Origin of the sequence: Bacillus cereus (assembly GCF_002577405.1) — a bacterium.
In the GTDB taxonomy this organism is placed as follows: domain Bacteria; phylum Bacillota; class Bacilli; order Bacillales; family Bacillaceae_G; genus Bacillus_A; species Bacillus_A cereus_AU.
In genome coordinates, this window is sequence record NZ_NULR01000006.1 from 58,057 (window position 1) to 80,275 (window position 22,219).

Below are 22,219 nucleotides of genomic sequence, written 5' to 3' on the forward strand. Positions count from 1 at the left end.
CTTCTGTTTATTATGTAAAAAACCCTTCTTTGTGCAAGAAGGGATTTGCATTCCAGAATAATTCTCAACGTATCAAAACACCTCACATTATACCACACGTTGCTAATGTTTCACAATAATATATACATTCTCTTGTAAGCGATGCGCAATACCATCTAAAATGGCTTCTAAATTATTTGCAACAAATTCTAGTTCCTCTGTCGTCTCACAAGTAAACAAAGGAGCACCACCTGCAAATTTCTCCGGTTTCGTTGTAATAACCGCAAGAATAACACTTTCTAACATCATCTCTTATCTCCCCTTCCTTTCGGAGCCTCTGATGACATATGAACCGCGCTTTCTAACGTCGGCACATTCCCTATAACACCTATCGCTTTCTCTGCATCTTGATCTTGTGGCAAGACAAAGATTCCAACCCTGCCATCCTCTAAATCACGCTTTGCTAACGGTACAAGCGCTGGTGTACCCGAATCTCTATATATCCCTAAAGCAACAGAAACATCGTGCAAAATAGCTTGCCTTTGTCCTAAGTTTGCAATTGTAACCATCGCATCAATTGATTTCGGCTTTAAAATAAAACCCATTCCATATTTCATAATTTCTTCTTGCCTTGCTGGCAATCCAATATTCATAATGTAAATATTATCAATATAAAGTCCCGCTCCTTCAAAATGAAGTGGAACATGCTCAATTTCTACAAGATCATGAAGTCTTTTACCTGACATTAATTTTTTCGCAATAAAAAAACTTACCATACCAGTAATTACCCCGGCAATCCATGAATGGAATCCTATATATGCAAACGTCGTTGCAAACGACGTTAACATCGCCAAATAGTTGCGACTTTCAAAAACTAATGCAATCCCTTCAATGTATGTATTCCCACGTGGCACGAGCTCATATCCATCTAATTGTTGAAGTGTATTTCTTTCCATATTACGCACATCACGAAATTGCGTCGCTGCTAACGTAAGAAATGTAATTGCAGAAAAATCTTTTTTCAAAATAGACGGGATAGCAATCGCTCCTAAAGCAGCTGCAATTAACCCCATCGCAACATGGATAATTTTCCCGTGAAGCCTCGTCGGATATTGCCGCGTATCTGTCCGAAGCATTAACACTCTCGTTACTGTCCCCGCTATTACGCCACATAAAATGGCCGGTGTATATTCAGTCATGTATTACCCTCGCCTTTCTTTTACGTGTTTTTTTCTTAACCTGTTCCATGTATACTGATGCTTTTGCAATCCAAAACAAAATTGCCATGAAAAATGTAGAAACGGCGACGATATCAAAAAATGCTAAACTACCGTAATCATAAGGAAAATGTAGTTTCCGAAAAATAAGTGTCACTAGTAATTCACCTTGTAACATTCCAATATAAAGGGAACATAATCTCAATATGCGATCCCCGTTTAATAAAACCGAAGCATATACAAGAACACTACTTAACAAAAACAATCTGTCCACCACAATCCAAATTGGATCATATACTTCTAACAAATAAAAACTTGTATATAACATTGCAATAATAAGTGCCGAAAGTAAGCCATATAATTTTTGCCAAATAGAATATAGCGTGATTCCTATAAAAGAAATAATACAAAGCAAAAGAGCATTTACTGATACAGTGAATGAAACAATCGTCACATGTAACGGAGAGAAAATGATAAAAATCAGTATACAAGCACCTAACTTCCATCGAATAGAATCCTTTTTCATAAAGAAAGTTACGATAATCCACCCTATCCAAGCTACAAAATAAAACGTACTCCCATCCATCATTTCACCTCCTATGTTTTCCATTATGGGAACTTTTTATGAAAGTTAATCCCTTTTTCTTTACGCATAGTTTTTTCATATAACAGCAACACTTTTAATAAGGAGGTGCTATTCACAATGGGTAAAGATCGCCAAGAACGAAAACTGAGAGAATCACGCCGCGTTGAATCTGATCGCGACCAATCACTTCAATATCCTGGTGCAACTAGTCTTGATACACCGGAGCAAGCTCGAAAGCAAAATCAGCACTAAAAATACAAAAGACGGTTTCGATATTGTACGAAACCGTCTTTCACATAAATTATTTTAATAATTTCTACTCATAATATAATTCTTTTGTTTTCGCATTATAAATTCGATCACTTGACGAGGCATCAATCGTAACTACACCTGTTGGTTTTTTTGAATATGTAACAACATAATACGTATGAAGAGAAGGATCTTTACTATTTACTTCTACACGTACATAATTCGTCTCCCCTAATTCTTTTAACTTTCGCTCAACCTCTTTTTTCACATCTGCAGTATCTTCTCGTTCCTCTTTAACTTTTCTACTTCCGATGATGTTTCCTTGATCGGAAAGTAATACTACTTCAGCTGCACTTAAATCCACCTCATTCGGTATATTGAAATAATAATTTATATATGAATCTTCCGATGGATTATTTTTGTCTTCTCCTAATTCCCTTGGCAAAATTAGTGCTTCCATTCCACTTCCTGCATTCACCGTTGGATTCCTATACAATGTATTCCCGACTGCAATTGCAATATTCTCCGTTTTAATTGTCGATTGTGCTGTTGTTGAACTAGAACCCCCTTCTCTCACATTTGAAGTTAGTGAAATTTCAACTTTTTGATTATATCCAGAAAGCGCTGTATCTTCTCTTATATTCCGTGCATGGATATTAACATCATCGCTATTATACGTAATACGTCCTATTGTATTTTTACCATTTGAAGATATATTCTCTCCTTTTTTATTAACCTCCTCATTCACTAAATTATCGTAAGTTTTTTCTTGCTTCTTTTGGCTCTTAAATTGTAATCTATTATCTTGTTTTATCATCAACCATTTAAATTGAAAAGTTTGCACACGTTCTGCTTTCCCATTCGTATAATTCGTTTTATATGTCATTGAATACGTTAATTCATATTGTTTATCTTTCCGCTCTTTAATATCATCTATCTTCACGTCTAGTGCTACCGATTTAAAATCCTTTCTCTCATTACACAACTTTATATAAGCGATTACATCTTTGTAAGCTTCATCTTGATTCGCATCTACAAAATATGCTCTTAATTCCTCGGCAACACTTTTCCTTTCATTTGCACCACTTTCAATAAGTTCAGCATATGCGATTAAATCTTTCTTTACCTCATCCTCAGAGATAGTACTATTTTCATTTTTAATCTCTTCATTTTTTGGTTTTACATCTCTTTTTTCATCAACTGTAACTTTCTTATTAGAATGACCATTATAATACAAATAAGCACCCATGCTCATTGTTCCAATAGTAATGATACTTATAATAGAGATCCACACTTTCTTATTTTTGCCATGTTTCTCCCCACAAACATGGCAAAAATTAGCCCCCTCCAATAATTCAGCAGCACACTTTCTACACTTCTTCATTTTCATAACCCCTTTTTTATTACAACTTCCATAAACGATATTCATATATTTTAATTATAATATATTATCTCTCTTTTTTCCATTTATAGAATTATATAGGGCAGTGCTTCACTTTATAAAAAGAAAAAAACCAACCGAACGGTTGATTTTTTTATCTCCTACTATAATGCGCAGTATCAATACCACGCTGCATTAACCAATGATACGTTTCGCCTTTTAGAACAAGAGGTACCGATTGCAACTCTTCTATCGTCTTTGCCCCAAGAGCTGTCATAATAAATTTTAAATCTGTATGTAATAGATCGATTTCATCCACTAACTTCTCGATACCATCTTGCATTAAAATCCGTAAAAAATATCCAGCAAACGCAGTTGTATTCGCCCCTAATGCAATCGCCTTCGCTACGTCAATCGCTGTTTGTATGCCCCCAGATGCAATAAAAGAGAGGTTATTATTTGTAGAGGTTGCTTCAATAATCGAGGTAGTTGTTTGTATGCCCCAGTTATTAAAATAAGAAAGCATACGCTGTCTTCGTTCATTTTCAACAGCAGCAAAATTCGTACCACCTTGTCCACCAATATCAATTGCCGTTACACCTATACTCGCTAACTGTTGCACTGTTTCCTTACTCATCCCAAATCCTACTTCTTTTACAATAACAGGAACTTTACTCTTTAAAACAATTTGCTCAATCCGCTGAAGTACCCCCGTGAAATCACGATCTCCTTCAGGCATCGTTAACTCTTGTATGACATTTAAATGAATTTGTAATGCATTCGCTTCAATCATAGCAACGGCACGCTCTGCCTGGTCGACAGTTGCCTCACTACCCAAATTAGCAAAGAAAACCCCATTTGGATTTACCTTTCTAACGACTTTATAAGAAGCCGCCTCACTTTCATCTTTTAACGCTGCCATTTGCGAACCTACAGCCATAGCAAGATTATGATGTTTCGCTACATATGCTAATTGCTCATTAATATGTAACGTTTGCTCTCCTCCACCGCCAGTCATCGCATTGATAAAAATCGGCGAACTTAGTGAAAGTTCGCCGATTTTTGTTTCACATGTTATAGTATCATAACTTGAATTTGGCAAGCTTTGATGCACAAATTCAATATCATGAAAGCCATGCGTACGAGACTGACCAGTAGAAAGAGCGTATTCAATATGATCTAATTTACGTTTTGCCCTTACCACTTGTACCCCTCTTTATTTCTTTAATTTTTTCAGTTGTTCACCAATAATATCACTTAATTGGAAAGTAGCAGAATCAGCATTTGGTTCATACTGACTGTAATCTTCAGTTACATTATTTTCCTCAAGCGCTTCTTTTATACTTAAAGAAATACGTTTCTCTGCTATATGAACTTCAAGTACTTTCACTGTTACTTCTTGTCCCATTTCCAATACTTCATTTGGATTTTTCACGTGACGATTTGCAATTTGAGATACGTGCACAAGCCCTTCAACACCAGGTAAAATTTCAACGAATGCACCAAATGTAACAAGGCGTTTTACTACTCCCTCACGAATATCCCCAGCTTTTATTTCACCAGTAACATTTTCCCAAGGTCCCGGCTGAGCTGCTTTAATTGATAAAGAAATACGTTGTGTATCAGCATCAACCGATAGCACCTTTACTTTTACCTTTTGACCTTGCTCTAATACTTCAGAAGGCTGCTCCACACGTTCGTGTGAAATTTGTGAAATATGAACTAATCCGTCCACGCCACCAACGTTAACGAAAGCACCAAAATCCGTTAATCGTTGTACTGTTCCTTCAACAACGTCCCCTTCTTTTAACGAAGAGATTGCTTCTTTTTTCTTAGAATCTAGTTCTAGTTCTACTACAGCTTTATGCGAAAGGATTACACGATTTTTTTCACGGTCTAATTCAACAATTTTCACCGCTAGTGTTTTACCTTTATAGTCAGTAAAGTCTTCTACATAATGTACTTCTACAAGTGAAGCTGGGATAAAACCACGAACACCAAGGTCCACAACTAATCCACCATTCACAATATCTTTTACAGTAACATCAAATACATGACCAGAAGTAAATTTCTCTTGTAATTCTATCCATGCTTTTTCTGCATCAACAGCACGTTTAGATAAGACAAGATCATCTTCTTCTAATTTAATAATTTTTAATTCTAGTGTTTGATTTAATTCTACAACATCGCTTGCTTTTTCAATATGAACGTTAGCTAATTCACTAATTGGAATTACGCCATCTGTTTTGTATCCAACATTTACAAGCACTTGTTTCTCTTCAACTTTCGTTACAGAACCTGTAACAACGTCACCAACTTGTAATTCTTTTGAATCCATAACTTCTTCATTCATTTTCTCTACCATGGAAATACCTCCCTACAGAATTGACAAAGCATTTTTATGTATATACGAAATGAAAACAAAAGTTTTCATTTGCATGTTTAAGAATTTATCATCACATACTCTGTTTCAATACCATTCACAAGAAAATATATTAATCCTATATAAATAGTATACAGCAAAATCATCTTGAAGAAAGTATGTTTTGAAATATAATAGCGAATATATTCTGAAAGTTTTACTCCTCTTTTACTAACTTCTTACAAATCCGATCATTTGTCAAGGAAAGAGACTCACAATTCACGTATCCTTTACATTTCTATACAAACAAAAAAGAAAGAGGTTATCCCCTTTCTTTACTTTGCAAACACCCCTGAAACAATACTCATAATTTTTTGGACAACTTCTTCAATTGATAAAGAAGTTGTATCTAATTCCAATGCATCATCAGCTTTTTTTAGAGGAGAAACTTCTCGTTCTGAATCTAATTTATCACGCTGAGCAATTTCTTCTTTTAACTGCTCTAAATTAGAATCGAAACCTTTATTCATATTTTCTAAATGTCTTCTTTCTGCTCTTTCTTCTACAGAAGCAAGCATAAAGATCTTCACTTCAGCATCTGGTAACACATGTGTACCAATATCACGGCCATCCATGACAACGCCGCCTTTTTCCGCTAATTCTTGTTGACGACGTACCATTTCTTCACGAACAAGGCGATGTTTCGCCACAATGGATACTCGATTCGTCACCTCAGGTGTACGAATGACTTCAGAAACATCTTGTCCATTTAAAAATACAAGTTGTGTATTTTCACCTTGCTGAAATTCAATATTTACATTCTTTACAACTTCCATTAACTTCTCTTCATTTTCAATGTCCACTTTTTGTTCAAGGGCTGCATACGTAAGTGTACGGTACATTGCGCCTGTATCGATGTAAACGTAAGAAAGTTTTTTTGCAACAACTTTTGCAACTGTACTTTTCCCAGCAGCTGCTGGACCATCTATAGCAATTGAAATTCGTTTATCCATTGTAACACCTCATTTTTTCACTTATAAAACAAAACGAAAAGCAGGTATTCATCCCTGCTTCTTCTCATTTGCTTCACGTCATTAAATCCTCAATTATTGTAGCATAATCCTCTATAGAAGAAAATGAAAACTACCTATTCACCGGCAAGATTTCCACTTTATTTTTCGTGACGACACCTTCATAATAAACAATTTTAGATAAATATTTCACCGAAGACTTATGTATAAATAACAATTGTACAACACAAAGACAAATGAATTGTATTACTAAAATACGAATGAAAATTTTCTCTACTTTTTTCAAAGTATCGCTCCTTTCCACCTTCTATTTACACTTTTCATTCTTGATTTTATAAAACATGCAAAGAATCCCTATATTTATTGTCATTTTCTAAGCATGCTTTTATACATTTTCATTGTCGAATTTACTCAAAACATGTTATGTTCTAAATGTATTTTTTAACTTGAAAGGGGTATACGCATTGAAAAGAATCCTAGTTTTACACACTGGCGGAACAATTGCAATGGAGGAAGATAAAGAAACTGGGGTTGTACAACCAGGCGAAAAGAATCCTCTTTTAAAATTCATTCCTGATTTAGAAGGCGATGTTGATTTAATTGTTGAAGATGTGTTCCATCTTCCATCTCCTCATATGACTCCTAGCGAAATGCTACAATTACAAGTCATCATTGACGAAAGAGTAAAACAAGACGATATTCATGGCGTAGTCATTACGCATGGTACCGATACATTAGAAGAGACAGCTTATTTTCTTGATTTAACAGTTCAAGCAACTATCCCAATCGTTGTAACAGGAGCAATGCGTTCTAGTAATGAACTGGGAGCTGATGGCCTATATAACTTCTTATCCGCTGTAAAAGTTGCTAGCAGTAATGAAGCTGCAAAAAAAGGTGTTCTAGTCGTATTAAACGACGAGATTCATTGCGCTACAAATGTAACGAAAACACATACAAGTAATGTCGCGACATTCCAAAGCCCACAATATGGACCCATTGGTATGGTAACAAAACGCGGTGTCGTCTTCCATCATGCTTTAGTACATCACGAAACATATTCAGTAAACAAAGTCTCTAAAAATGTGGTTGTTCTAAAAGCATACGCTGGCATGGATGATACATTGCTAGCAGCAATTGAAAATCTTCCCGTAGACGGGATTGTTATTGAAGCACTTGGACAAGGTAATTTACCTCCAAGAACACTTCCTAGCCTAGAACGATTAATAAATAAAGGGATTCCTGTCGTATTAGTTTCTCGCTGTTTCAACGGTATCGTTCAAGACGTATATTCGTATGAAGGTGGCGGCAAACAATTAAAAGATATGGGCATTGTATTCACATACGGTTTAAATGCTCAAAAAGCGCGTATTAAATTATTAGTCGCATTAGAGAATACAAATTCTCATGAAACAATTCAAAATATGTTTATGCACGAATAAAAAAAGCTGTCGAAGTTTTCTCGACAGCTTTTTTTTATTCTTCTCTTGATGCAATGGTTTGCGCAATCGCATCTCCATGAAATCGACCGTTCTCAATAAATATTTCATTTGCATTGTTTCCAGCAGCAATTACACCTGCAATGAAAATATTTTCAGCGTTCGTTTCCATTCTATCCTCATTATAAATCGGACGTCCTGTTTCTGCATCAATCCGAACACCCATCTTCGTTAAGAAGCTATGATCAGGATGGTAACCAATCATCGCAAATACAAAATCATTTTGGATTGTATATGCCTCGTCATCAACTGTAAACGTTAATGTATGTTCAGTAATTTCTTTCACATGAGCCTGGAAATGCATTTGAATTGTACCATTTCGTACTAATGCCTCAAACTCCGGCAAAATCCACGGCTTTATGCTTGGTGAATACTCACTTCCGCGATATAAAACCGTTACGCGCGCACCTGCTTTAACAAGTTCCAACGCAGCATCTACACTTGAATTTTTCCCACCTATAACTACTACATCTCGATCAAAATAAGGATGTCCTTCTTTAAAATAGTGAGCAACTTTCTTCAGCTCCTCACCTGGAACATTCATATAATTTGGATTGTCATAATATCCAGTTGCTACAACAATGTATTTCGCTATATATATTTCTTTACTTCCGTCACGTTTTGTCGTCTCAACTTTAAATATTTCTCCATCTCTTTGAACTCTCTCCACTCGTTCAAAAGCATTCACTCGTACAGATTTACGCTTTACTACTTCACGATAATACGCAAGTGCTTGATTTCGAACTGGCTTACGATTTTCTGTAATAAAAGCAACTTCACCAATTTCTAATTTTTCACTAGAGGAGAAAAATGTTTGATGAGTTGGATAATTATAAATCGCATTTACGATGTTTCCTTTTTCAATTACTAACGGATTTATCCCTACTTTTTGCAACGAAATTGCTGCCGCTAATCCGCACGGACCGCCTCCAATTATGATAGCTGTTTCTTTCTGCATACTCGGTTCACTCCTAGTCTTCTACCTGTGCACTATTTATATAAACAAGAAAAAACCTACTTACAGCAGTAGGCACCTATCTTTATTGTATTCATTTTTCATATATTTGTCATCTAAACGAAACGTACATCCGATAGACATCTGCTAAAAACTGCTGAAATTTAATACCTTGTTTCCCTAATACATTTTCAGGATCAATCTTTCTAGCTGGGTCAAGTGTTTTATGTGATACGATATCTTTTTTCGGATTCAAGCCGAAATTTTGACATAAATACGCATGATACCACGTAAAACGATTATATGCTTCCCAAAAGTTAACATCACCGCCATAACAGAGTTCCACCCCAATGGCAGCCTTATTCGCATCATAACCATATAAGTCATTATCCGTCGGCACACCATATCGAACATGATAGGCAACTTCATTTATAGGGATGATTTCCAATATTGTTTTATCATCTACAAATGTATGTGCCGAAGCTTTCGGTTGTATTTCATTAAAATAATCCCGATTCCCTATCGCATTGCTACCAGGGTTTCCCGTATCATGACTTACAATAAACCTTACTTTAGAAAGAGGAATTCCCGGTCGTGAACTTCCATATCCAATATAGTTACGCTCTATAGGAAACATCGCCATTATTACCAACTCCCGCTTCAGAAGATTACCTTACTTCCTTATATATGTATTCGGTAGCAATGTCCTTATAGCATATTTCTTACGCGAAGAGAAAATCGAAAATATTTGATGTGAACACCATAAATAACACAATACTTACAGCGACTCCATAAAAACCGTAAAACCAAACACAATCTTCTTTCGTATCTAAACCGAAAAATTTATTTACTGATTGTAATAATGTGCCGCGCTTACTTTTCTTGTTTCGTAATACTTCCACTCGTTCCACAACATCTGCTGGCATCATAAATCTTTGGTCTACTGTCATTTTCATCATTTATCTCTCCTTAAAATCATTTCCGTTTTGTTTATCTAAGGAGAGTATAGCACGTTTGTTCGTGTAGAACAAGCGTTCTTTTTATTTTTTATTTTATTTTTCAGCAAGCCAAGTAAGAATCGAGATTACAAAAGCAATCATTGGTCCTACTATAACCATGCCAAATATTAAAAACAATAATCCTTCTCCGAACACCCGAACAATACTTGTTTTTTGAGCGCTTTTAGCTCTTGCAAGTTCCCTCTCTAACACCTTAACTTTCTCTTCTAATTGTTCTACTCGCTCCATCATTTCATTGCCCATATGCACTACCTCATTTAATACTTCAACAAAAAAACGTGATTCCCTCGAAAGGAAATCACGTTTTCTCAAGATATAATATTTTATACCCAACCTCTGAAGCGACTTGCTTCAGCCATTTTACGAACACCGACCATATACGCCGCTAAGCGCATGTTCACCTTACGAACTTGTGCTGTTTCATAAATAGAATCAAATGATTTTACCATTACTTTTTCTAAGCGCTGTTCTACTTCTTCTTCAGTCCAGTAGAAACCTTGGTTATTTTGTACCCACTCAAAGTATGATACTGTTACACCACCAGCACTTGCTAATACGTCTGGAACAAGTAAAATTCCGCGATCTGTTAAAATTTTAGTTGCTTCTAATGTTGTTGGACCATTTGCAGCTTCAACAACAATTTTCGCTTTAATATTATTAGCATTTTCTTCTGTAATTTGGTTCTCAATTGCAGCTGGAACTAAAATGTCGCAATCAATTTCTAACAATTCTTTGTTTGAAATTGTATTATTAAATAGTTTTGTTACTGTACCGAAGCTATCGCGACGGTCTAATAAATAATCAATATCTAATCCATTTGGATCATGTAATGCACCGTAAGCATCTGAAATTGCAATTACTTTCGCACCTGCATCATGCATAAATTTAGCTAAGAAGCTACCAGCATTACCAAATCCTTGAACAACAACGCGTGCACCTTTAATATCAATGTCGCGTTTTTTTGCAGCTTCGCGAATACAAATTGTTACACCTTTCGCTGTTGCTGTTTCACGTCCATGTGATCCACCTAATACAAGCGGTTTACCTGTAATAAATCCTGGTGAATTAAATTCATCAATACGGCTATACTCATCCATCATCCATGCCATAATTTGAGAGTTTGTGAATACATCTGGAGCTGGAATATCTTTCGTCGGACCTACGATTTGGCTAATTGCTCGTACATAACCACGGCTTAATCTTTCTAACTCACGGAATGACATTTCACGTGGGTCACAGATGATTCCACCTTTACCTCCGCCATATGGTAAATCAACAATACCACATTTTAAACTCATCCAGATTGAAAGTGCTTTCACTTCATTTTCTGTTACATTCGGATGGAAGCGAATTCCACCTTTCGTTGGACCAACAGCATCATTATGTTGCGCACGATATCCTGTAAATATTTTAACAGTCCCGTCATCCATACGAACTGGTATTTTTACTGTCATCATACGAATTGGTTCTTTTAATAATTCATATACTTCGTTTGGATAACCCAATTTTTCTAATGCTTCACTAATAACAATTTGTGTCGAATTCAATAGTTCAAAATGTTGTTCCCTTTGTTCTTGTGTTTTTGTTTGAGTTCCCTTTTCGGCTACCATAGTAAGTAAACCCCCTGTAATTTCACTTGTTTAGTAAACCTTCATTGCCTAGTATACACCCTTAAATTTGGAATGCAATAGAAAACGCTAACAAATATATACAAACTATTTTCTGTTGCAAGCGTTTTCACTATTATTATAGTCCTTTTATTACTTTTAGAAAAGTAAAATACTTAAATATTTAAATGTTTTTTAATGTTATCAAATACAGTATTAAAAAAACGAATATATTCGCCAAAGAAAAACATAACCAAACAGCTACAATCAACTTTATTTCATCGCTCTGTTTTCAAAATTTCAAATTCACTATCCTTGGCCAAATAAAAAGAAAACCTCAAGCTATTCGACATTAGCTGAGGTTTTCTTTCTTCACAAAATAGTTGTGTATTTGTTCGATTGCTTGAGAAGCCATTAATTCCTTACCATACTCCATTATACGATAAATGGTCGCTGTAGACGGATTACCATATTCCGCTAAAATAGCTATAAAATCCGCTTTCAGTAATTGAATTTGCTCCTCTTCTTCCATCCAAAGATAGAAGCGCCCATCCCACGTATACAGCTTTCCGCCAGTTACACCAAGGTTATATAAGCGATTCGACAGGTTAATTATGTCGTCTAGTGCAGCAAACTCATACAGTATATGCTCGCTTTCATCTAGAGTCACTTGCATTTCAATAAACTCGTCACGGAACTCATCATCTGTATCCATTTCTTGATGTTCTTTCGTTACAATTACAACCATGCCTTGTGCTTGTAGAGAAAATACTTCAACTGCAATCGGACCATCTGCTTCAAATCCTAATTCCTTATTTGCTTCTTGCATCATATCACGAAATAATTGCTGTACTTTCGGTGCATTTCTCCACAAATCTTCTTTCGTTAATCCTCGTTCAGATAAATCGTCAAATGTTAGGAAAATTTTTATCTTATTGTAATTTAATCGTTCCAGCCTCATCTCATACCCTCCCTACGTAACCAATGAATCTAATTTTTATTATATGAAATAGAAAATAGATGGTTCTTTTCGAACAACTATTCTGACATTTTTAACCATTCATCCCATTCTTCTTTCTTATCACCGATTAGGATCGTTTGCCTGTTCAACTGATCTCGAGCTCCTATTTCCCCTATAAGTCCAACAGAAAGGTTCTTATTTTTTTCTTGTAACAAATTAACAAAATTCATCGCCTCTTTAAGTTCTCGTCCTTCTTCAAAAGATACAAATAAATATTTGGGGCGTATTTGTTCAAGAGCTACCAGAGTACCATCTTCCTCTAAACTTGTCCTAATATATATTGCCTCATATCCTTTTAAGCGTAAATACGTTGAGAAAACAAACCCTTTCAACATATTATTTTCCAAAACAATAACTTTGTGTAAGGAAGAAAATGATGACGCATTATGGTACACCATTCCTAGACGAGTTTGTAAAAATGATACTACATATTGGAATTGCACCATTGTAATCTCATTATTATGTTTTAACATTAATAATTTGTTAGTAACTTGAAGAATAATACTTGTAACAATCTTTTCTGTTGAATATATACTAAAAGCCTCGTTTAATAATACAGAAGTTGTAATTTCATCAAATTTTAACAAAGCTTGTAGTAAATCGTCCACTAAAACAACTTCTTTATCATAAAGTAATTCTTTTTGAATGTTGTTCTGCGAACGATTCCCTTCCAATAACTGAACTGCTTGTCCAATCATCATACCGGAAGAAACCTTCTCCATTAACCATTCCAAAATTTGAATATGCTCTTCTGTATATAAACGATGCCCCGCTTGATTTCGCTTTGGGGCAATAACTTGATATCGTCTTTCCCATGCCCGAAGCGTACTCGGCTGAATTCCAATTATATTCGAAACAGCTTTTATATTATATTTTCCATTTAGAGTTGGCATCATTTCCCTCCGCATAGTGTAATGATATGTGTTTGAGCAGGTGCTCGAAAGCGAAGTGGAATCAATGTTGTTCCATACCCATTACTAACAAAGAGAGTCATACTTGAATAATTATACACGCCACCCTTTAAATGTTTTTTAGACGGAAATAATCGAATCTGCCCTCCATGTGTATGTCCACTTAACACGAGTGAAATTTGTTCTTTTCCAGACATTTTCTTTACTATATCAGGGTTGTGGCTAATTAAAATGCGAAAACCATATTCTTTACAATCGGCCAACGCTAAATCTAAACGATCACGTTTCAATCCAACATCGTCTACACCAAGTAAGCAAATTTTCTCTCCTAATTCAGATTCAAATACGACTCTTGTATTATCTAAAACTTTCACATTATTTTCTAATAACAAAGCATCTAATTCATGGTATTCAATCTCATAATCATTATTTCCCCATACAAAATATACAGGAGCTATCGCTCTTAACTTTTGTATATTTGCAGAAATTTTCGATAAGGGCACGCCTTTTTCTGCTAAATCACCACCAATAATGACGAGATCTACTTTTCCTTTTACTTGTTCAATTAACGAACTTGAAACAGTCCTTCTATGAATATCAGAAATAAAAAACACATTCACTTTTTGAAAACTTTCCGGAAATTCTTTAAATACTAAAGTATGTTCCAATACAGTATTACGCATCGCTTCTTTATACATTACAAGAAGGAATATAATACCGATGCATATGAGAGTACTCAATAATATTATCCATATCATATATTTTTACTCCCCTCCTCATAAAGACAATCCTCCATTTTTAGAACAAGTTGTGAATCGCTTATTTTACTAACTCTCTTGCTTTGTGGATTTATCTTTTATCGGAATTTTCAATTCTTGACCAACACTCACTTCATCTTCTTGTAAATTATTATACTTTTTAATTACTTCAATCCCATTTTCATCTGAAAAATATTGCTGCGCTATACTTTCTAAAGTTTCTCCCTCTTTCACCGTATGCGTCGCCACTTTCTCAGACTGTTTCTGAGATTCAGATTTAGCTGTATCAAAGAAAATTACTTCAAACGCACTTTTTCCAGCATTATTACTATCACTTTTCACCTGAATATATTTGTCCGTATACCATAAAATACTAATCGGTAGCAATATAAATAAAAATGTTAAAACCCGGACGAAAATGTGATTCATTTTAAACTTTTGTTTTTTCTCTTTATTTCTATGAATTTCACTACGCGGCGGTAAACCTTCATTTTCTTCCACTCGCTCAACTTCTAATTCCTCTTCAAAATCAGGAATTCGTTTCCTCATGTTGTTCACCACCACCTTCCATTTATTTTCTTAATTGGAGTCCCATTATAAAATCAACAAGAAAGTGTGCAAAGATTGTTATAAACAAATTTCCTGTCCATTCAAATACATAACCAAAGACAAAACTAATGAAACAGACGAAACAAAACAAAAATGGCTTTGTGATATACCGAATATGTAACACTGCAAATACTAAACTCGCTATTACAATTCCGAAGTGAGTCTGCACGACACCTCTAAATAAAAATTCTTCTGCAAAGCCGATAATGAATGTAATAACGAGTAAATGCATTACCGACATTCCTTGAAACATCTTATCGTTAATACCACCATCATCAAACCAAGACTCTGGAAATACTCGCATCGCAACATAATCTAATAACACAATACCAATCGCTAACAAGCCACCTATTATAAGGATGGACACAGGTTCCCATTTCCACAGACTATACACTGCTTTTGTATCTTGAAATAATATATACGCTAGTAAACAGCCAATACCAATAATAATCAACTGTGTTATATATAGATTCAGCCTTATTTCCTTCGGGCTCATATCTTCAATATTATGCCTTTGAATGTTCATCATTCCTCCATCTTTTCTAGGCCAAAAAGCTTTTGTAACTCTGTTTCCCAATTATAGTCGAAATCCGATTGTTGCGCTTGTCTTTTTTTATAATCTGTTTTTGTAATACTACAATAGTCGCAGCAATTTTTTAACTCGTTCTCTTTTCTATAACCGAACTGTTGCAGCAAAAATTCACGTCTACATCCTTTAACCTGTATCCATGACTTCATATTTTCTAGTTCACTATATTTATTACGTAGCCTTATTTCTACTTCGGCTATTAATCTGTTCATTATTTCATCTGACAAGCTCTCTAATATTAATTTTTGCTGTTGTATGATTCCAAACTGTTCGAGATGATAGCGGATGAAACGCCAATATTGTTCATTAAATCTTGCTGCATTATAACAAATTTCCTCTACATCTTCTATTCGTAATTCTTTCGTTTGAAACATTCTTTCTTGTAGTAACGAAAATAAAAATTGTATTTGTGACTTACTTGGCAATTCATCCTCAATTATTAAAATTGGCAAATCGTGATCTAGCGGACTACATAGTAAAATGGCTATACTTGATTCACCATCTCTTCCTGCTCTTCCGATTTCTTGTAAATAGGAGGCTATATTAGTCGGGTAATGGAAATGAATAATATATCTCGTATTCGACTTATTTACCCCCATACCGAAAGCACTTGTACATATTACAAGCTGCAACTGATTATTCATAAACTGCTGTTGAATTAACATACGCTCTTCATGTTCCATGCCACCATGATAAAAAGCTACACCAGTAACACCTTTTCCTCGTAAGTATTCCGTTAAACGTTCTGTCCACGCTCTACTTGAACAATATACAATCCCTGGTCCTTGTAAATACATTACCTGGTCCAAAAGCGCCTCTTTCTTCTCTTCTATCGTCTCTACAAATTGCACTTCCATTGCAATATTTGGACGATCAATAGAGTACACATGCTGCTCGACGTTCTTTAAATTTAAACTCTCTGCTATATCTCTCAGTACATCTTTTGTCGCTGTGGCCGTTAATGCTAGTACCGTAGGAGATCCTATGCTGTCAATTACTTGATCTAACTTTTTATAATCCGGACGAAAATCATAGCCCCATTGCGAAATACAATGAGCTTCATCAACAACAAATAATGAAATATGAACTTTCTTCAATTCTCTTATTAATAATTCCGATTGCAACATTTCTGGTGAAACGAAAATAAATTTATAAGAAGCTAATTTTTTCATTGCTTCTCTTTTTTCATTTAATGTCCGAAAACTATTAAATGCAATTACTCGGTTTTTCACAACATACTTTAATTGTGTAACCTGATCTTCCATCAAAGATAGTAATGGTGATACAACAAGTACTGTTCCTTCTTGTATTAAGCCCGGAAGTTGATAGCACATAGATTTTCCTCTTCCAGTCGGAAGCATTGCTATCACATCTTTTCCTTCCAATATGTCTGTAATAACCCCTTTTTGTCCTGGACGAAATTCAGAATATCCAAACCACTTATATAAATATTCCTCAAGTTTCATTTATACCCTCCATCCGCGCCAATACAAGACGGACTTCAAAATAAGAGATATCTTCTCCGACCGCTTGTTTCAATACACGCAACTTACGTGTTTGTAATGTCTCAATTACTTTTTTCACTTTATCTATTTTGTATTTTTCCATAAACATCTCAATGGAAAATTCATTTTCCCGCAAAGCAATTTCAACAAAATGATCTTCTATAGTTGCAACCTTTAAATTTCTAATTGTCGCTATTTCTTCTAAAGAACGCCCTTGTCTCCAGAAATTATATGTTTTTTTCGTTGATAAACTAAATAATTCAGCTCTTTCATTTGGATAAGATATAATTTCAGCTAATAGTGGAAATTCATTTTCTTTATCGCGAACTACTTGTATAAAGAAGTGAATTGTCCCCCAAAATAAAAAATACACCCTAAATATATCTTGTTTCGTAATTTCCGCTAATTGTTGCAATGTACAGCCGATGCGTTCATATCCTGTTAGTCGATATGTTACAATCGTCGCTTCTACCACACTACTTCTTTCTAGAATAGTATATATTTCTTTCCATAACCTTTTCGCCAATTCATTTCTCTTATATGGTGTTCCCGTTAGAAAATACTTCACCCATACCATTATTTCTGTGTCTTGTTGAATCGGGATAAATTTCGTATTATTCTGTTGTAAATTTGATATAGTTTGAATAATTAGTGACAATCTTTTCCAAAACGTTTCACCTAATTCACCATAATCCAAACCATGTAAATGAGTTGGAAACGCATAAGCATCTTCCCATTTATGTAACTGCGCTTTACCTGTAGCCGTTAACACATATGTATTTTCATGTACTTCTTGAATAAAATTTGCTTGCAACAACTTTGCAACTTCCTGATCATAGCTAGATCTATTTAAAGATTTGTATATCCCAAACAAAAAAGATATCCGGAACATATTTCCATCTTGTAACGTTTGCGAAGAACGTTTTCCTTTTAACAAATAATAAATAGAAGAAACGGTTCTTTCACCATTCAATTGTTTTAAACAATACAATAAAGTATATTGTAGTTGCATTACCGCTTCCACCTTCCTATCTAAACTAATTCTTTTTTACTATGATTGGCACCGTCTACTGTTACTCATTAAACTTATCATATTGGCACCATATACTTGTATATATTCTATTGTATCAAACGAAATAACATTTACGTATTTTGAAAATCTTATGACATAATTCAAAAACAAGTTGACACCCCAATTGATAAGCATTATCATTATAATTTTATGTTGAAAAGTTTTAAAAACCGTTTTACAATAAGATTATAATTTTTATGGCGAGCTTTTCACATACATATTATCAGGAGGGAAAAAAGATGGCAAAATATACAATCGTTGATAAAGATACTTGTATTGCATGTGGTGCTTGTGGCGCTGCTGCACCAGACATTTATGACTATGATGATGAAGGTATTGCATTTGTAACTTTAGACGATAACCAAGGTATCGTTGAAATTCCAGATGTATTAATTGAAGATATGATGGATGCATTCGAAGGTTGTCCAACTGACTCAATTAAAGTTGCTGACGAATCATTTGACGGCGACTCTTTAAAATTCGAATAGTCTTTTATTAACTTCAAAAAATACCCCTCATATTGATGAGGGGTATTTTTTGTTTTCTGTTTTTATTCTACTTAATAAAAAACCATTAGTAGTTCCATACTACTAATGGTTTTATTTTATATTTTATGCATTTTTCATTTTTGCAAACACCCATACTTTCAGGCGTGGGAATAACGCTACAAATACAATTGTCACAACAATACCTTTAATCAAATTGAACGGTAAGATTGCCGTTACAACTGTTGTTCTTATTGCCTCACTAGACATAGCTGGTGAATTTAAAAACCAAGTGTAAGCTGGGAATATGATGATGTAATTCAATACACTCATAATTAGTGCCATCGTAATTGTCCCTAGCATTAATCCTGTCGTTAAACTTTTGACAGTACGATACTTTCTAAATAAGAAAGCTGCTGGTCCAATAAATAAACATCCTGCAATAAAGTTAGCAATTTCTCCAACTGGCACTCCCGTTAAACTTCCTTGAATCCCGTAATGTAAAATATTCTTTATCGCCTCTACAATTACCCCCGCAATTGGTCCGAAGATAATTGCTGCAATTAGAGCTGGTACATCACTAAAATCAATTTTTAAAAATGGCGGAAGCCCTGGAAACGGGAAATCCAACATCATCAGTAAATATGCAATACTACTTAGCATCGCTACACTCACCATCTGTACTACACTGTTTTTTTGTTTCATCTTTCTCTCTCCTTTTCCATCGATCATCTCATGGAAAGTGGAAAGGTTCTGCTATGCCTATTTTTTCATAAAATGAAAAAACCCTTTGTGTTTTACACAAAGGGAGAATTTAAGGCACATCAAACAGACGTTCAAATACATATCTTTTTTGAACGCTTGAACCTCCATCTTCTCCCATCCAGACTATACTGTCGGCTTTGGAATCACACCAAATCCTGCCTTAACGGCTCGCGGGCTTAGAACGAAATTATAACTAGTTCATCACCGCCGGTCGGGATTTTCACCCTGCCCCGAAGATAGACCGATATTCTATTTTCCATTTCATTATACAACAACCTCATAACATTGTGAACTAAAAAATAAATAACTTATTTAAAATTAGTTATTTATTTTTTACAATCAAAAAACGCAAAATATTTTACAATACAATCCATATTTTTTATTATTCGGTATTTCTCTTATGAATCCCCTAGTCATATATAATGAAAAGTGATAAGATGTTGAATTGTTAAGATAAGAACATTTTCTGAATTATGGAGGAAATGTCATGAAGAAAGAAAAGAGACATTCTATTCGAGAAGCAATGAAAAAAAACTTAAGAAAAGAATACTTTTACTTAAAAAAAGAATTACTTTTCTACTGTCCAATTGATTTAGGCACATTCTCAAACGGGACATACTATGCTACTTTCGATGAAGATGGCATCAGTATTTATCAGTATGATAAAAAAACAGAAAGTAAATTAAAATTGTGTGAGCGTCATCCATGGAAGAGTTGGAATAAAGTGAAGGTTGATCACTATTTGACAACTTCTCAATTTATTTTTCAAGGCGAGCGAAACTGGATTTTATCCCTTTTCCAAAAAGGAAAAGAAGCTCAAAAAATTATCGAAAAGCATACATCTTTACAAACAGAAGTTGTTTCCCGCTCTTTCTTAAAAAAACTTCCTGGTTTTCGTTCTAATACACCATTGAATAAATACATCGGCAGCATTTGCTACACTGCACTTATTGCATTTTTATTAAAATGGATGATTCCATTTCAAGCACCTCAAATCGCCCTGTACTCTATTTCAATCGGTTGTATGCTTCTTGGCCTACTTTGTCTGACAATCGGTTTAATTGAACCGACGATTGTACTGTTCCGGACAAAAGAGAAAACAAGAACAAAAGTCTTTTACTTATATAGCTACTTAGCTATTTCTGGATTTATATGTGTCTTTATTTTTTGGTAAAAGAAACCGTCCCAAAATATCTTTTGGGACGGTTTTCTATTTGGAATAGGTTACTCTTACTGTATATTTTGTTGTTACATCGATATAATTTCATTTACTATTGTAATCTTGCCAAAAAAGAAAATAAATCAATTCAAAAGTTATACTGTTTTGACGGTTCCTCCTTTACTTCACGTATAATTGTTGATTTGGATAAATTCGCTCTTGCTGCAATCCATTTTTTTCTTTAATTTCCTTAACCGTCATACTAAATTTCCGTGCAATACCGACTAAAGTATCTCCTTTTTGCACGACATATAATAATGAAGAGACAACTTCATTCCTTTGTTCATTTAAAACAAGCAATGGATTCATTGCATTCTTTTTCGCCATCGTCCATCTTCCTTGATGAACTTCTAAATGTAAGTGCGCACCTCGTGATTCTCCTGTATTTCCTACTTCTCCGATTATTTCTCCTTTTGAAATATAATCGCCGTGACCTACATATCTCTTATTTAAATGTGCATACACAGCCTCATATTCTCCATGTTTAATAAATACAACGTTTCCATAACTACTTGAATAATAAGACTTTGTCACCCTACCATCTTGAATAGCTGTCACAGGTGCTCCGATCGGTGCTGCTATATCAATACCATAGTGTTTCCCATGCCTTGTCCCAAAATAATCACTTATCTGACCTTCAACAGGCCATGTCCATCGATTTCCTTCTGCGTAAACATGTAATTGAGATAAATACAATACAACCAATAACATGACGCCATATTTTAACACTTTCATATACATCCTCCGTTTTCTAATTACCGCCATACCTTCTCTATTTTGGTATATTACAGAAAAAAGTATACGAAAAAAGAAAGTGAATCACTCCACTTCCTTCTCTTTTCTATCACGAAAAACTAATGCACTGCGGTTATACTCCACATCTTTTACTTGTAATCGAGCATTTATCACTCTAGCTATCGCAAACAAATAATCAGATAATCTATTTACATACTTTAGGACGACTTCATTTATTCTCCCTTCTTTTTGCAACGATACTATAGAGCGCTCTGCTCTTCTTATAACAGTACGCGCAATATGAATAGCAGCTGCCGCCCCGCTACCACCGGGCAAAATAAAGCGCTCTAATGGTGGTGCTTCTTCTATATACAAATCAATCCTTCTTTCTAGGCTTTCAACCATTTCGATTGTCACTTTATAAGGAATTTTTTGTTCTACTATCGCCAAGTCTCCTCCGCAATCAAATAGTTCATGTTGAATATTTTCAAGTTCTTTGTAAATATCTCCAAAAGATTGATCTTGGAGCATAGTCATTGCATATCCAATATGAGAATTCGCCTCGTCTATTGTGCCATATGCTTCTACACGAATATCATCTTTATCCACCCTACCACCTATTACACTTGTTGTTCCTTTATCTCCTGTCTTTGTGTATAATTTCATTT

At 34.8% G+C, this 22,219-nt stretch carries 27 protein-coding genes and 1 riboswitch; of the genes, 4 read left to right on the plus strand and 23 right to left on the minus strand.

Going from position 1 to position 22,219, the window contains the following annotated elements; all coding sequences use genetic code 11:
• Positions 1 to 102: 102 nt before the first annotated feature.
• Genes COC96_RS08575 through COC96_RS08585 form a run of 3 tightly spaced genes read right to left on the minus strand, consistent with a single transcriptional unit; the run spans position 103 to position 1,782 of the window.
• Positions 103 to 288, minus strand: a complete 186-nt coding sequence (locus COC96_RS08575; protein WP_097902319.1) for a capping complex subunit for YIEGIA — start codon at positions 286 to 288, stop codon at positions 103 to 105.
• A complete protein-coding gene (locus tag COC96_RS08580) occupies positions 285 to 1,178 on the minus strand; it encodes a YIEGIA family protein (RefSeq protein ID WP_097902320.1) in 894 nt (297 codons plus the stop codon). The genes COC96_RS08575 and COC96_RS08580 overlap by 4 nt, the downstream gene beginning before the upstream one ends.
• A complete protein-coding gene (locus COC96_RS08585) occupies positions 1,171 to 1,782 on the minus strand; it encodes a YphA family membrane protein (RefSeq protein ID WP_142339975.1) in 612 nt (203 codons plus the stop codon). The genes COC96_RS08580 and COC96_RS08585 overlap by 8 nt, the downstream gene beginning before the upstream one ends.
• A 117-nt stretch (positions 1,783 to 1,899) precedes the next feature.
• On the opposite strand from COC96_RS08585, the gene COC96_RS08590 reads away from it, so the two are divergent.
• Positions 1,900 to 2,034 (plus strand): YpzI family protein, encoded by a 135-nt coding sequence (locus tag COC96_RS08590; RefSeq protein ID WP_000513901.1) that lies wholly within the window; start codon positions 1,900 to 1,902, stop codon positions 2,032 to 2,034.
• 64 nt (positions 2,035 to 2,098) lie between these two features.
• Here COC96_RS08590 and COC96_RS28495 read toward each other — a convergent pair whose 3' ends face one another.
• The 5 genes from COC96_RS28495 to COC96_RS27495 form a co-directional block, all read right to left on the minus strand.
• Positions 2,099 to 3,415 carry a hypothetical protein gene (locus tag COC96_RS28495; RefSeq protein WP_373604884.1) on the minus strand — a complete coding sequence of 439 codons (1,317 nt, stop codon included), beginning with the start codon at positions 3,413 to 3,415 and terminating at the stop codon, positions 2,099 to 2,101.
• 151 nt (positions 3,416 to 3,566) lie between these two features.
• The gene (locus tag COC96_RS08600; RefSeq protein WP_098267221.1) at positions 3,567 to 4,616 is read right to left on the minus strand and encodes a type 2 isopentenyl-diphosphate Delta-isomerase; all 1,050 of its coding nucleotides are present in this window, start codon (positions 4,614 to 4,616) and stop codon (positions 3,567 to 3,569) included.
• 12 nt (positions 4,617 to 4,628) lie between these two features.
• A complete protein-coding gene (gene rpsA, locus COC96_RS08605; protein ID WP_098267220.1) occupies positions 4,629 to 5,777 on the minus strand; it encodes a 30S ribosomal protein S1 in 1,149 nt (382 codons plus the stop codon).
• A 332-nt stretch (positions 5,778 to 6,109) separates the two neighbouring features.
• A complete protein-coding gene (cmk, locus tag COC96_RS08610; RefSeq protein WP_088231592.1) occupies positions 6,110 to 6,787 on the minus strand; it encodes a (d)CMP kinase in 678 nt (225 codons plus the stop codon).
• A 130-nt stretch (positions 6,788 to 6,917) separates the two neighbouring features.
• Positions 6,918 to 7,091, minus strand: a complete 174-nt coding sequence (locus COC96_RS27495; RefSeq protein ID WP_088231593.1) for a YpfB family protein — start codon at positions 7,089 to 7,091, stop codon at positions 6,918 to 6,920.
• Positions 7,092 to 7,269: 178 nt separating this feature from the next.
• Here COC96_RS27495 and ansA point away from each other — a divergent pair, with 178 nt between their 5' ends.
• Positions 7,270 to 8,244, plus strand: coding sequence for an asparaginase (ansA, locus tag COC96_RS08620; protein ID WP_098267219.1), 975 nt, complete (start codon positions 7,270 to 7,272; stop codon positions 8,242 to 8,244).
• Positions 8,245 to 8,278: 34 nt separating this feature from the next.
• Here ansA and COC96_RS08625 read toward each other — a convergent pair whose 3' ends face one another.
• The 12 genes from COC96_RS08625 to COC96_RS08680 form a co-directional block, all read right to left on the minus strand.
• Positions 8,279 to 9,259 carry a YpdA family putative bacillithiol disulfide reductase gene (locus COC96_RS08625; RefSeq protein ID WP_098267218.1) on the minus strand — a complete coding sequence of 327 codons (981 nt, stop codon included), beginning with the start codon at positions 9,257 to 9,259 and terminating at the stop codon, positions 8,279 to 8,281.
• Positions 9,260 to 9,368: 109 nt separating this feature from the next.
• Positions 9,369 to 9,899, minus strand: a complete 531-nt coding sequence (locus COC96_RS08630) for a peptidoglycan recognition protein family protein (RefSeq protein ID WP_098267217.1) — start codon at positions 9,897 to 9,899, stop codon at positions 9,369 to 9,371.
• Positions 9,900 to 9,978: 79 nt separating this feature from the next.
• On the minus strand, positions 9,979 to 10,215 hold the full coding sequence (locus COC96_RS08635) for a DUF3961 domain-containing protein (RefSeq protein ID WP_097902329.1): 237 nt from the start codon (positions 10,213 to 10,215) through the stop codon (positions 9,979 to 9,981).
• Between the two features lie 93 nt (positions 10,216 to 10,308).
• Positions 10,309 to 10,518, minus strand: a complete 210-nt coding sequence (locus COC96_RS08640) for a hypothetical protein (RefSeq protein WP_098267216.1) — start codon at positions 10,516 to 10,518, stop codon at positions 10,309 to 10,311.
• Between the two features lie 80 nt (positions 10,519 to 10,598).
• A complete protein-coding gene (gene gudB, locus COC96_RS08645; RefSeq protein WP_097902331.1) occupies positions 10,599 to 11,885 on the minus strand; it encodes an NAD-specific glutamate dehydrogenase in 1,287 nt (428 codons plus the stop codon).
• A gap of 349 nt (positions 11,886 to 12,234) precedes the next feature.
• Positions 12,235 to 12,843 carry a genetic competence negative regulator gene (locus COC96_RS08650; protein ID WP_097902332.1) on the minus strand — a complete coding sequence of 203 codons (609 nt, stop codon included), beginning with the start codon at positions 12,841 to 12,843 and terminating at the stop codon, positions 12,235 to 12,237.
• Between the two features lie 77 nt (positions 12,844 to 12,920).
• Entirely contained in the window at positions 12,921 to 13,796 is an 876-nt protein-coding gene (locus tag COC96_RS08655) for a MerR family transcriptional regulator (RefSeq protein ID WP_142339976.1), read from the minus strand.
• Positions 13,796 to 14,572: a metallophosphoesterase gene (locus COC96_RS08660; RefSeq protein WP_098768653.1), complete on the minus strand. Its 777-nt coding sequence runs from the start codon at positions 14,570 to 14,572 to the stop codon at positions 13,796 to 13,798. Before COC96_RS08660 ends, COC96_RS08655 begins: the two co-directional genes overlap by 1 nt.
• A gap of 69 nt (positions 14,573 to 14,641) precedes the next feature.
• Positions 14,642 to 15,121, minus strand: coding sequence for a LysM peptidoglycan-binding domain-containing protein (locus COC96_RS08665; protein WP_097902335.1), 480 nt, complete (start codon positions 15,119 to 15,121; stop codon positions 14,642 to 14,644).
• A 22-nt stretch (positions 15,122 to 15,143) separates the two neighbouring features.
• A complete protein-coding gene (locus COC96_RS08670; RefSeq protein ID WP_098267213.1) occupies positions 15,144 to 15,707 on the minus strand; it encodes a CPBP family intramembrane glutamic endopeptidase in 564 nt (187 codons plus the stop codon).
• A complete protein-coding gene (locus COC96_RS08675) occupies positions 15,707 to 17,236 on the minus strand; it encodes a RecQ family ATP-dependent DNA helicase (RefSeq protein ID WP_098267212.1) in 1,530 nt (509 codons plus the stop codon). Before COC96_RS08675 ends, COC96_RS08670 begins: the two co-directional genes overlap by 1 nt.
• Positions 17,226 to 18,287 carry a helix-turn-helix domain-containing protein gene (locus COC96_RS08680; protein WP_098267211.1) on the minus strand — a complete coding sequence of 354 codons (1,062 nt, stop codon included), beginning with the start codon at positions 18,285 to 18,287 and terminating at the stop codon, positions 17,226 to 17,228. The genes COC96_RS08675 and COC96_RS08680 overlap by 11 nt, the downstream gene beginning before the upstream one ends.
• 299 nt (positions 18,288 to 18,586) lie before the next feature.
• Between COC96_RS08680 and COC96_RS08685 the strand changes: the two genes are divergently transcribed.
• Entirely contained in the window at positions 18,587 to 18,835 is a 249-nt protein-coding gene (locus COC96_RS08685; RefSeq protein WP_001151994.1) for a ferredoxin, read from the plus strand.
• Positions 18,836 to 18,958: 123 nt separating this feature from the next.
• Here COC96_RS08685 and COC96_RS08690 read toward each other — a convergent pair whose 3' ends face one another.
• Positions 18,959 to 19,537 carry an ECF transporter S component gene (locus COC96_RS08690; RefSeq protein ID WP_098267210.1) on the minus strand — a complete coding sequence of 193 codons (579 nt, stop codon included), beginning with the start codon at positions 19,535 to 19,537 and terminating at the stop codon, positions 18,959 to 18,961.
• Positions 19,538 to 19,699: 162 nt separating this feature from the next.
• A riboswitch (FMN riboswitch) is annotated at positions 19,700 to 19,839 on the minus strand.
• 245 nt (positions 19,840 to 20,084) lie between these two features.
• Here COC96_RS08690 and COC96_RS08695 point away from each other — a divergent pair.
• Positions 20,085 to 20,771, plus strand: a complete 687-nt coding sequence (locus tag COC96_RS08695) for a hypothetical protein (protein WP_098267209.1) — start codon at positions 20,085 to 20,087, stop codon at positions 20,769 to 20,771.
• A 165-nt stretch (positions 20,772 to 20,936) separates the two neighbouring features.
• Here COC96_RS08695 and COC96_RS08700 read toward each other — a convergent pair whose 3' ends face one another.
• Positions 20,937 to 21,551 (minus strand): peptidoglycan DD-metalloendopeptidase family protein, encoded by a 615-nt coding sequence (locus tag COC96_RS08700; protein ID WP_098267208.1) that lies wholly within the window; start codon positions 21,549 to 21,551, stop codon positions 20,937 to 20,939.
• An 84-nt stretch (positions 21,552 to 21,635) separates the two neighbouring features.
• Positions 21,636 to 22,217: a cob(I)yrinic acid a,c-diamide adenosyltransferase gene (locus tag COC96_RS08705; RefSeq protein WP_098267207.1), complete on the minus strand. Its 582-nt coding sequence runs from the start codon at positions 22,215 to 22,217 to the stop codon at positions 21,636 to 21,638.
• Positions 22,218 to 22,219: the final 2 nt, after the last annotated feature.

What these genes read in the sequence shown, in the direction of transcription:
- COC96_RS08575 (WP_097902319.1), bottom strand. Translation starts at nt 288, where the DNA reads ATGATGTTAGAAAGTGTTATTCTTGCGGTTATTACAACGAAACCGGAG.
- COC96_RS08695 (WP_098267209.1), top strand. Translation starts at nt 20,085, where the DNA reads ATGAAGAAAGAAAAGAGACATTCTATTCGAGAAGCAATGAAAAAAAAC.
- rpsA (WP_098267220.1), bottom strand. Translation starts at nt 5,777, where the DNA reads ATGGTAGAGAAAATGAATGAAGAAGTTATGGATTCAAAAGAATTACAA.
- COC96_RS08625 (WP_098267218.1), bottom strand. Translation starts at nt 9,259, where the DNA reads ATGCAGAAAGAAACAGCTATCATAATTGGAGGCGGTCCGTGCGGATTA.
- COC96_RS28495 (WP_373604884.1), bottom strand. Translation starts at nt 3,415, where the DNA reads ATGAAGAAGTGTAGAAAGTGTGCTGCTGAATTATTGGAGGGGGCTAAT.
- COC96_RS08690 (WP_098267210.1), bottom strand. Translation starts at nt 19,537, where the DNA reads ATGAAACAAAAAAACAGTGTAGTACAGATGGTGAGTGTAGCGATGCTA.
- COC96_RS08665 (WP_097902335.1), bottom strand. Translation starts at nt 15,121, where the DNA reads ATGAGGAAACGAATTCCTGATTTTGAAGAGGAATTAGAAGTTGAGCGA.
- COC96_RS08650 (WP_097902332.1), bottom strand. Translation starts at nt 12,843, where the DNA reads ATGAGGCTGGAACGATTAAATTACAATAAGATAAAAATTTTCCTAACA.
- COC96_RS08580 (WP_097902320.1), bottom strand. Translation starts at nt 1,178, where the DNA reads ATGACTGAATATACACCGGCCATTTTATGTGGCGTAATAGCGGGGACA.
- COC96_RS08660 (WP_098768653.1), bottom strand. Translation starts at nt 14,572, where the DNA reads ATGATATGGATAATATTATTGAGTACTCTCATATGCATCGGTATTATA.
- COC96_RS08585 (WP_142339975.1), bottom strand. Translation starts at nt 1,782, where the DNA reads ATGGATGGGAGTACGTTTTATTTTGTAGCTTGGATAGGGTGGATTATC.
- COC96_RS08590 (WP_000513901.1), top strand. Translation starts at nt 1,900, where the DNA reads ATGGGTAAAGATCGCCAAGAACGAAAACTGAGAGAATCACGCCGCGTT.
- COC96_RS08700 (WP_098267208.1), bottom strand. Translation starts at nt 21,551, where the DNA reads ATGAAAGTGTTAAAATATGGCGTCATGTTATTGGTTGTATTGTATTTA.
- COC96_RS08655 (WP_142339976.1), bottom strand. Translation starts at nt 13,796, where the DNA reads ATGCCAACTCTAAATGGAAAATATAATATAAAAGCTGTTTCGAATATA.
- cmk (WP_088231592.1), bottom strand. Translation starts at nt 6,787, where the DNA reads ATGGATAAACGAATTTCAATTGCTATAGATGGTCCAGCAGCTGCTGGG.
- gudB (WP_097902331.1), bottom strand. Translation starts at nt 11,885, where the DNA reads ATGGTAGCCGAAAAGGGAACTCAAACAAAAACACAAGAACAAAGGGAA.
- COC96_RS08640 (WP_098267216.1), bottom strand. Translation starts at nt 10,518, where the DNA reads ATGGGCAATGAAATGATGGAGCGAGTAGAACAATTAGAAGAGAAAGTT.
- COC96_RS08685 (WP_001151994.1), top strand. Translation starts at nt 18,587, where the DNA reads ATGGCAAAATATACAATCGTTGATAAAGATACTTGTATTGCATGTGGT.
- COC96_RS08630 (WP_098267217.1), bottom strand. Translation starts at nt 9,899, where the DNA reads ATGGCGATGTTTCCTATAGAGCGTAACTATATTGGATATGGAAGTTCA.
- COC96_RS08670 (WP_098267213.1), bottom strand. Translation starts at nt 15,707, where the DNA reads ATGAACATTCAAAGGCATAATATTGAAGATATGAGCCCGAAGGAAATA.
- COC96_RS08635 (WP_097902329.1), bottom strand. Translation starts at nt 10,215, where the DNA reads ATGATGAAAATGACAGTAGACCAAAGATTTATGATGCCAGCAGATGTT.
- COC96_RS08680 (WP_098267211.1), bottom strand. Translation starts at nt 18,287, where the DNA reads ATGCAACTACAATATACTTTATTGTATTGTTTAAAACAATTGAATGGT.
- COC96_RS08705 (WP_098267207.1), bottom strand. Translation starts at nt 22,217, where the DNA reads ATGAAATTATACACAAAGACAGGAGATAAAGGAACAACAAGTGTAATA.
- COC96_RS08675 (WP_098267212.1), bottom strand. Translation starts at nt 17,236, where the DNA reads ATGAAACTTGAGGAATATTTATATAAGTGGTTTGGATATTCTGAATTT.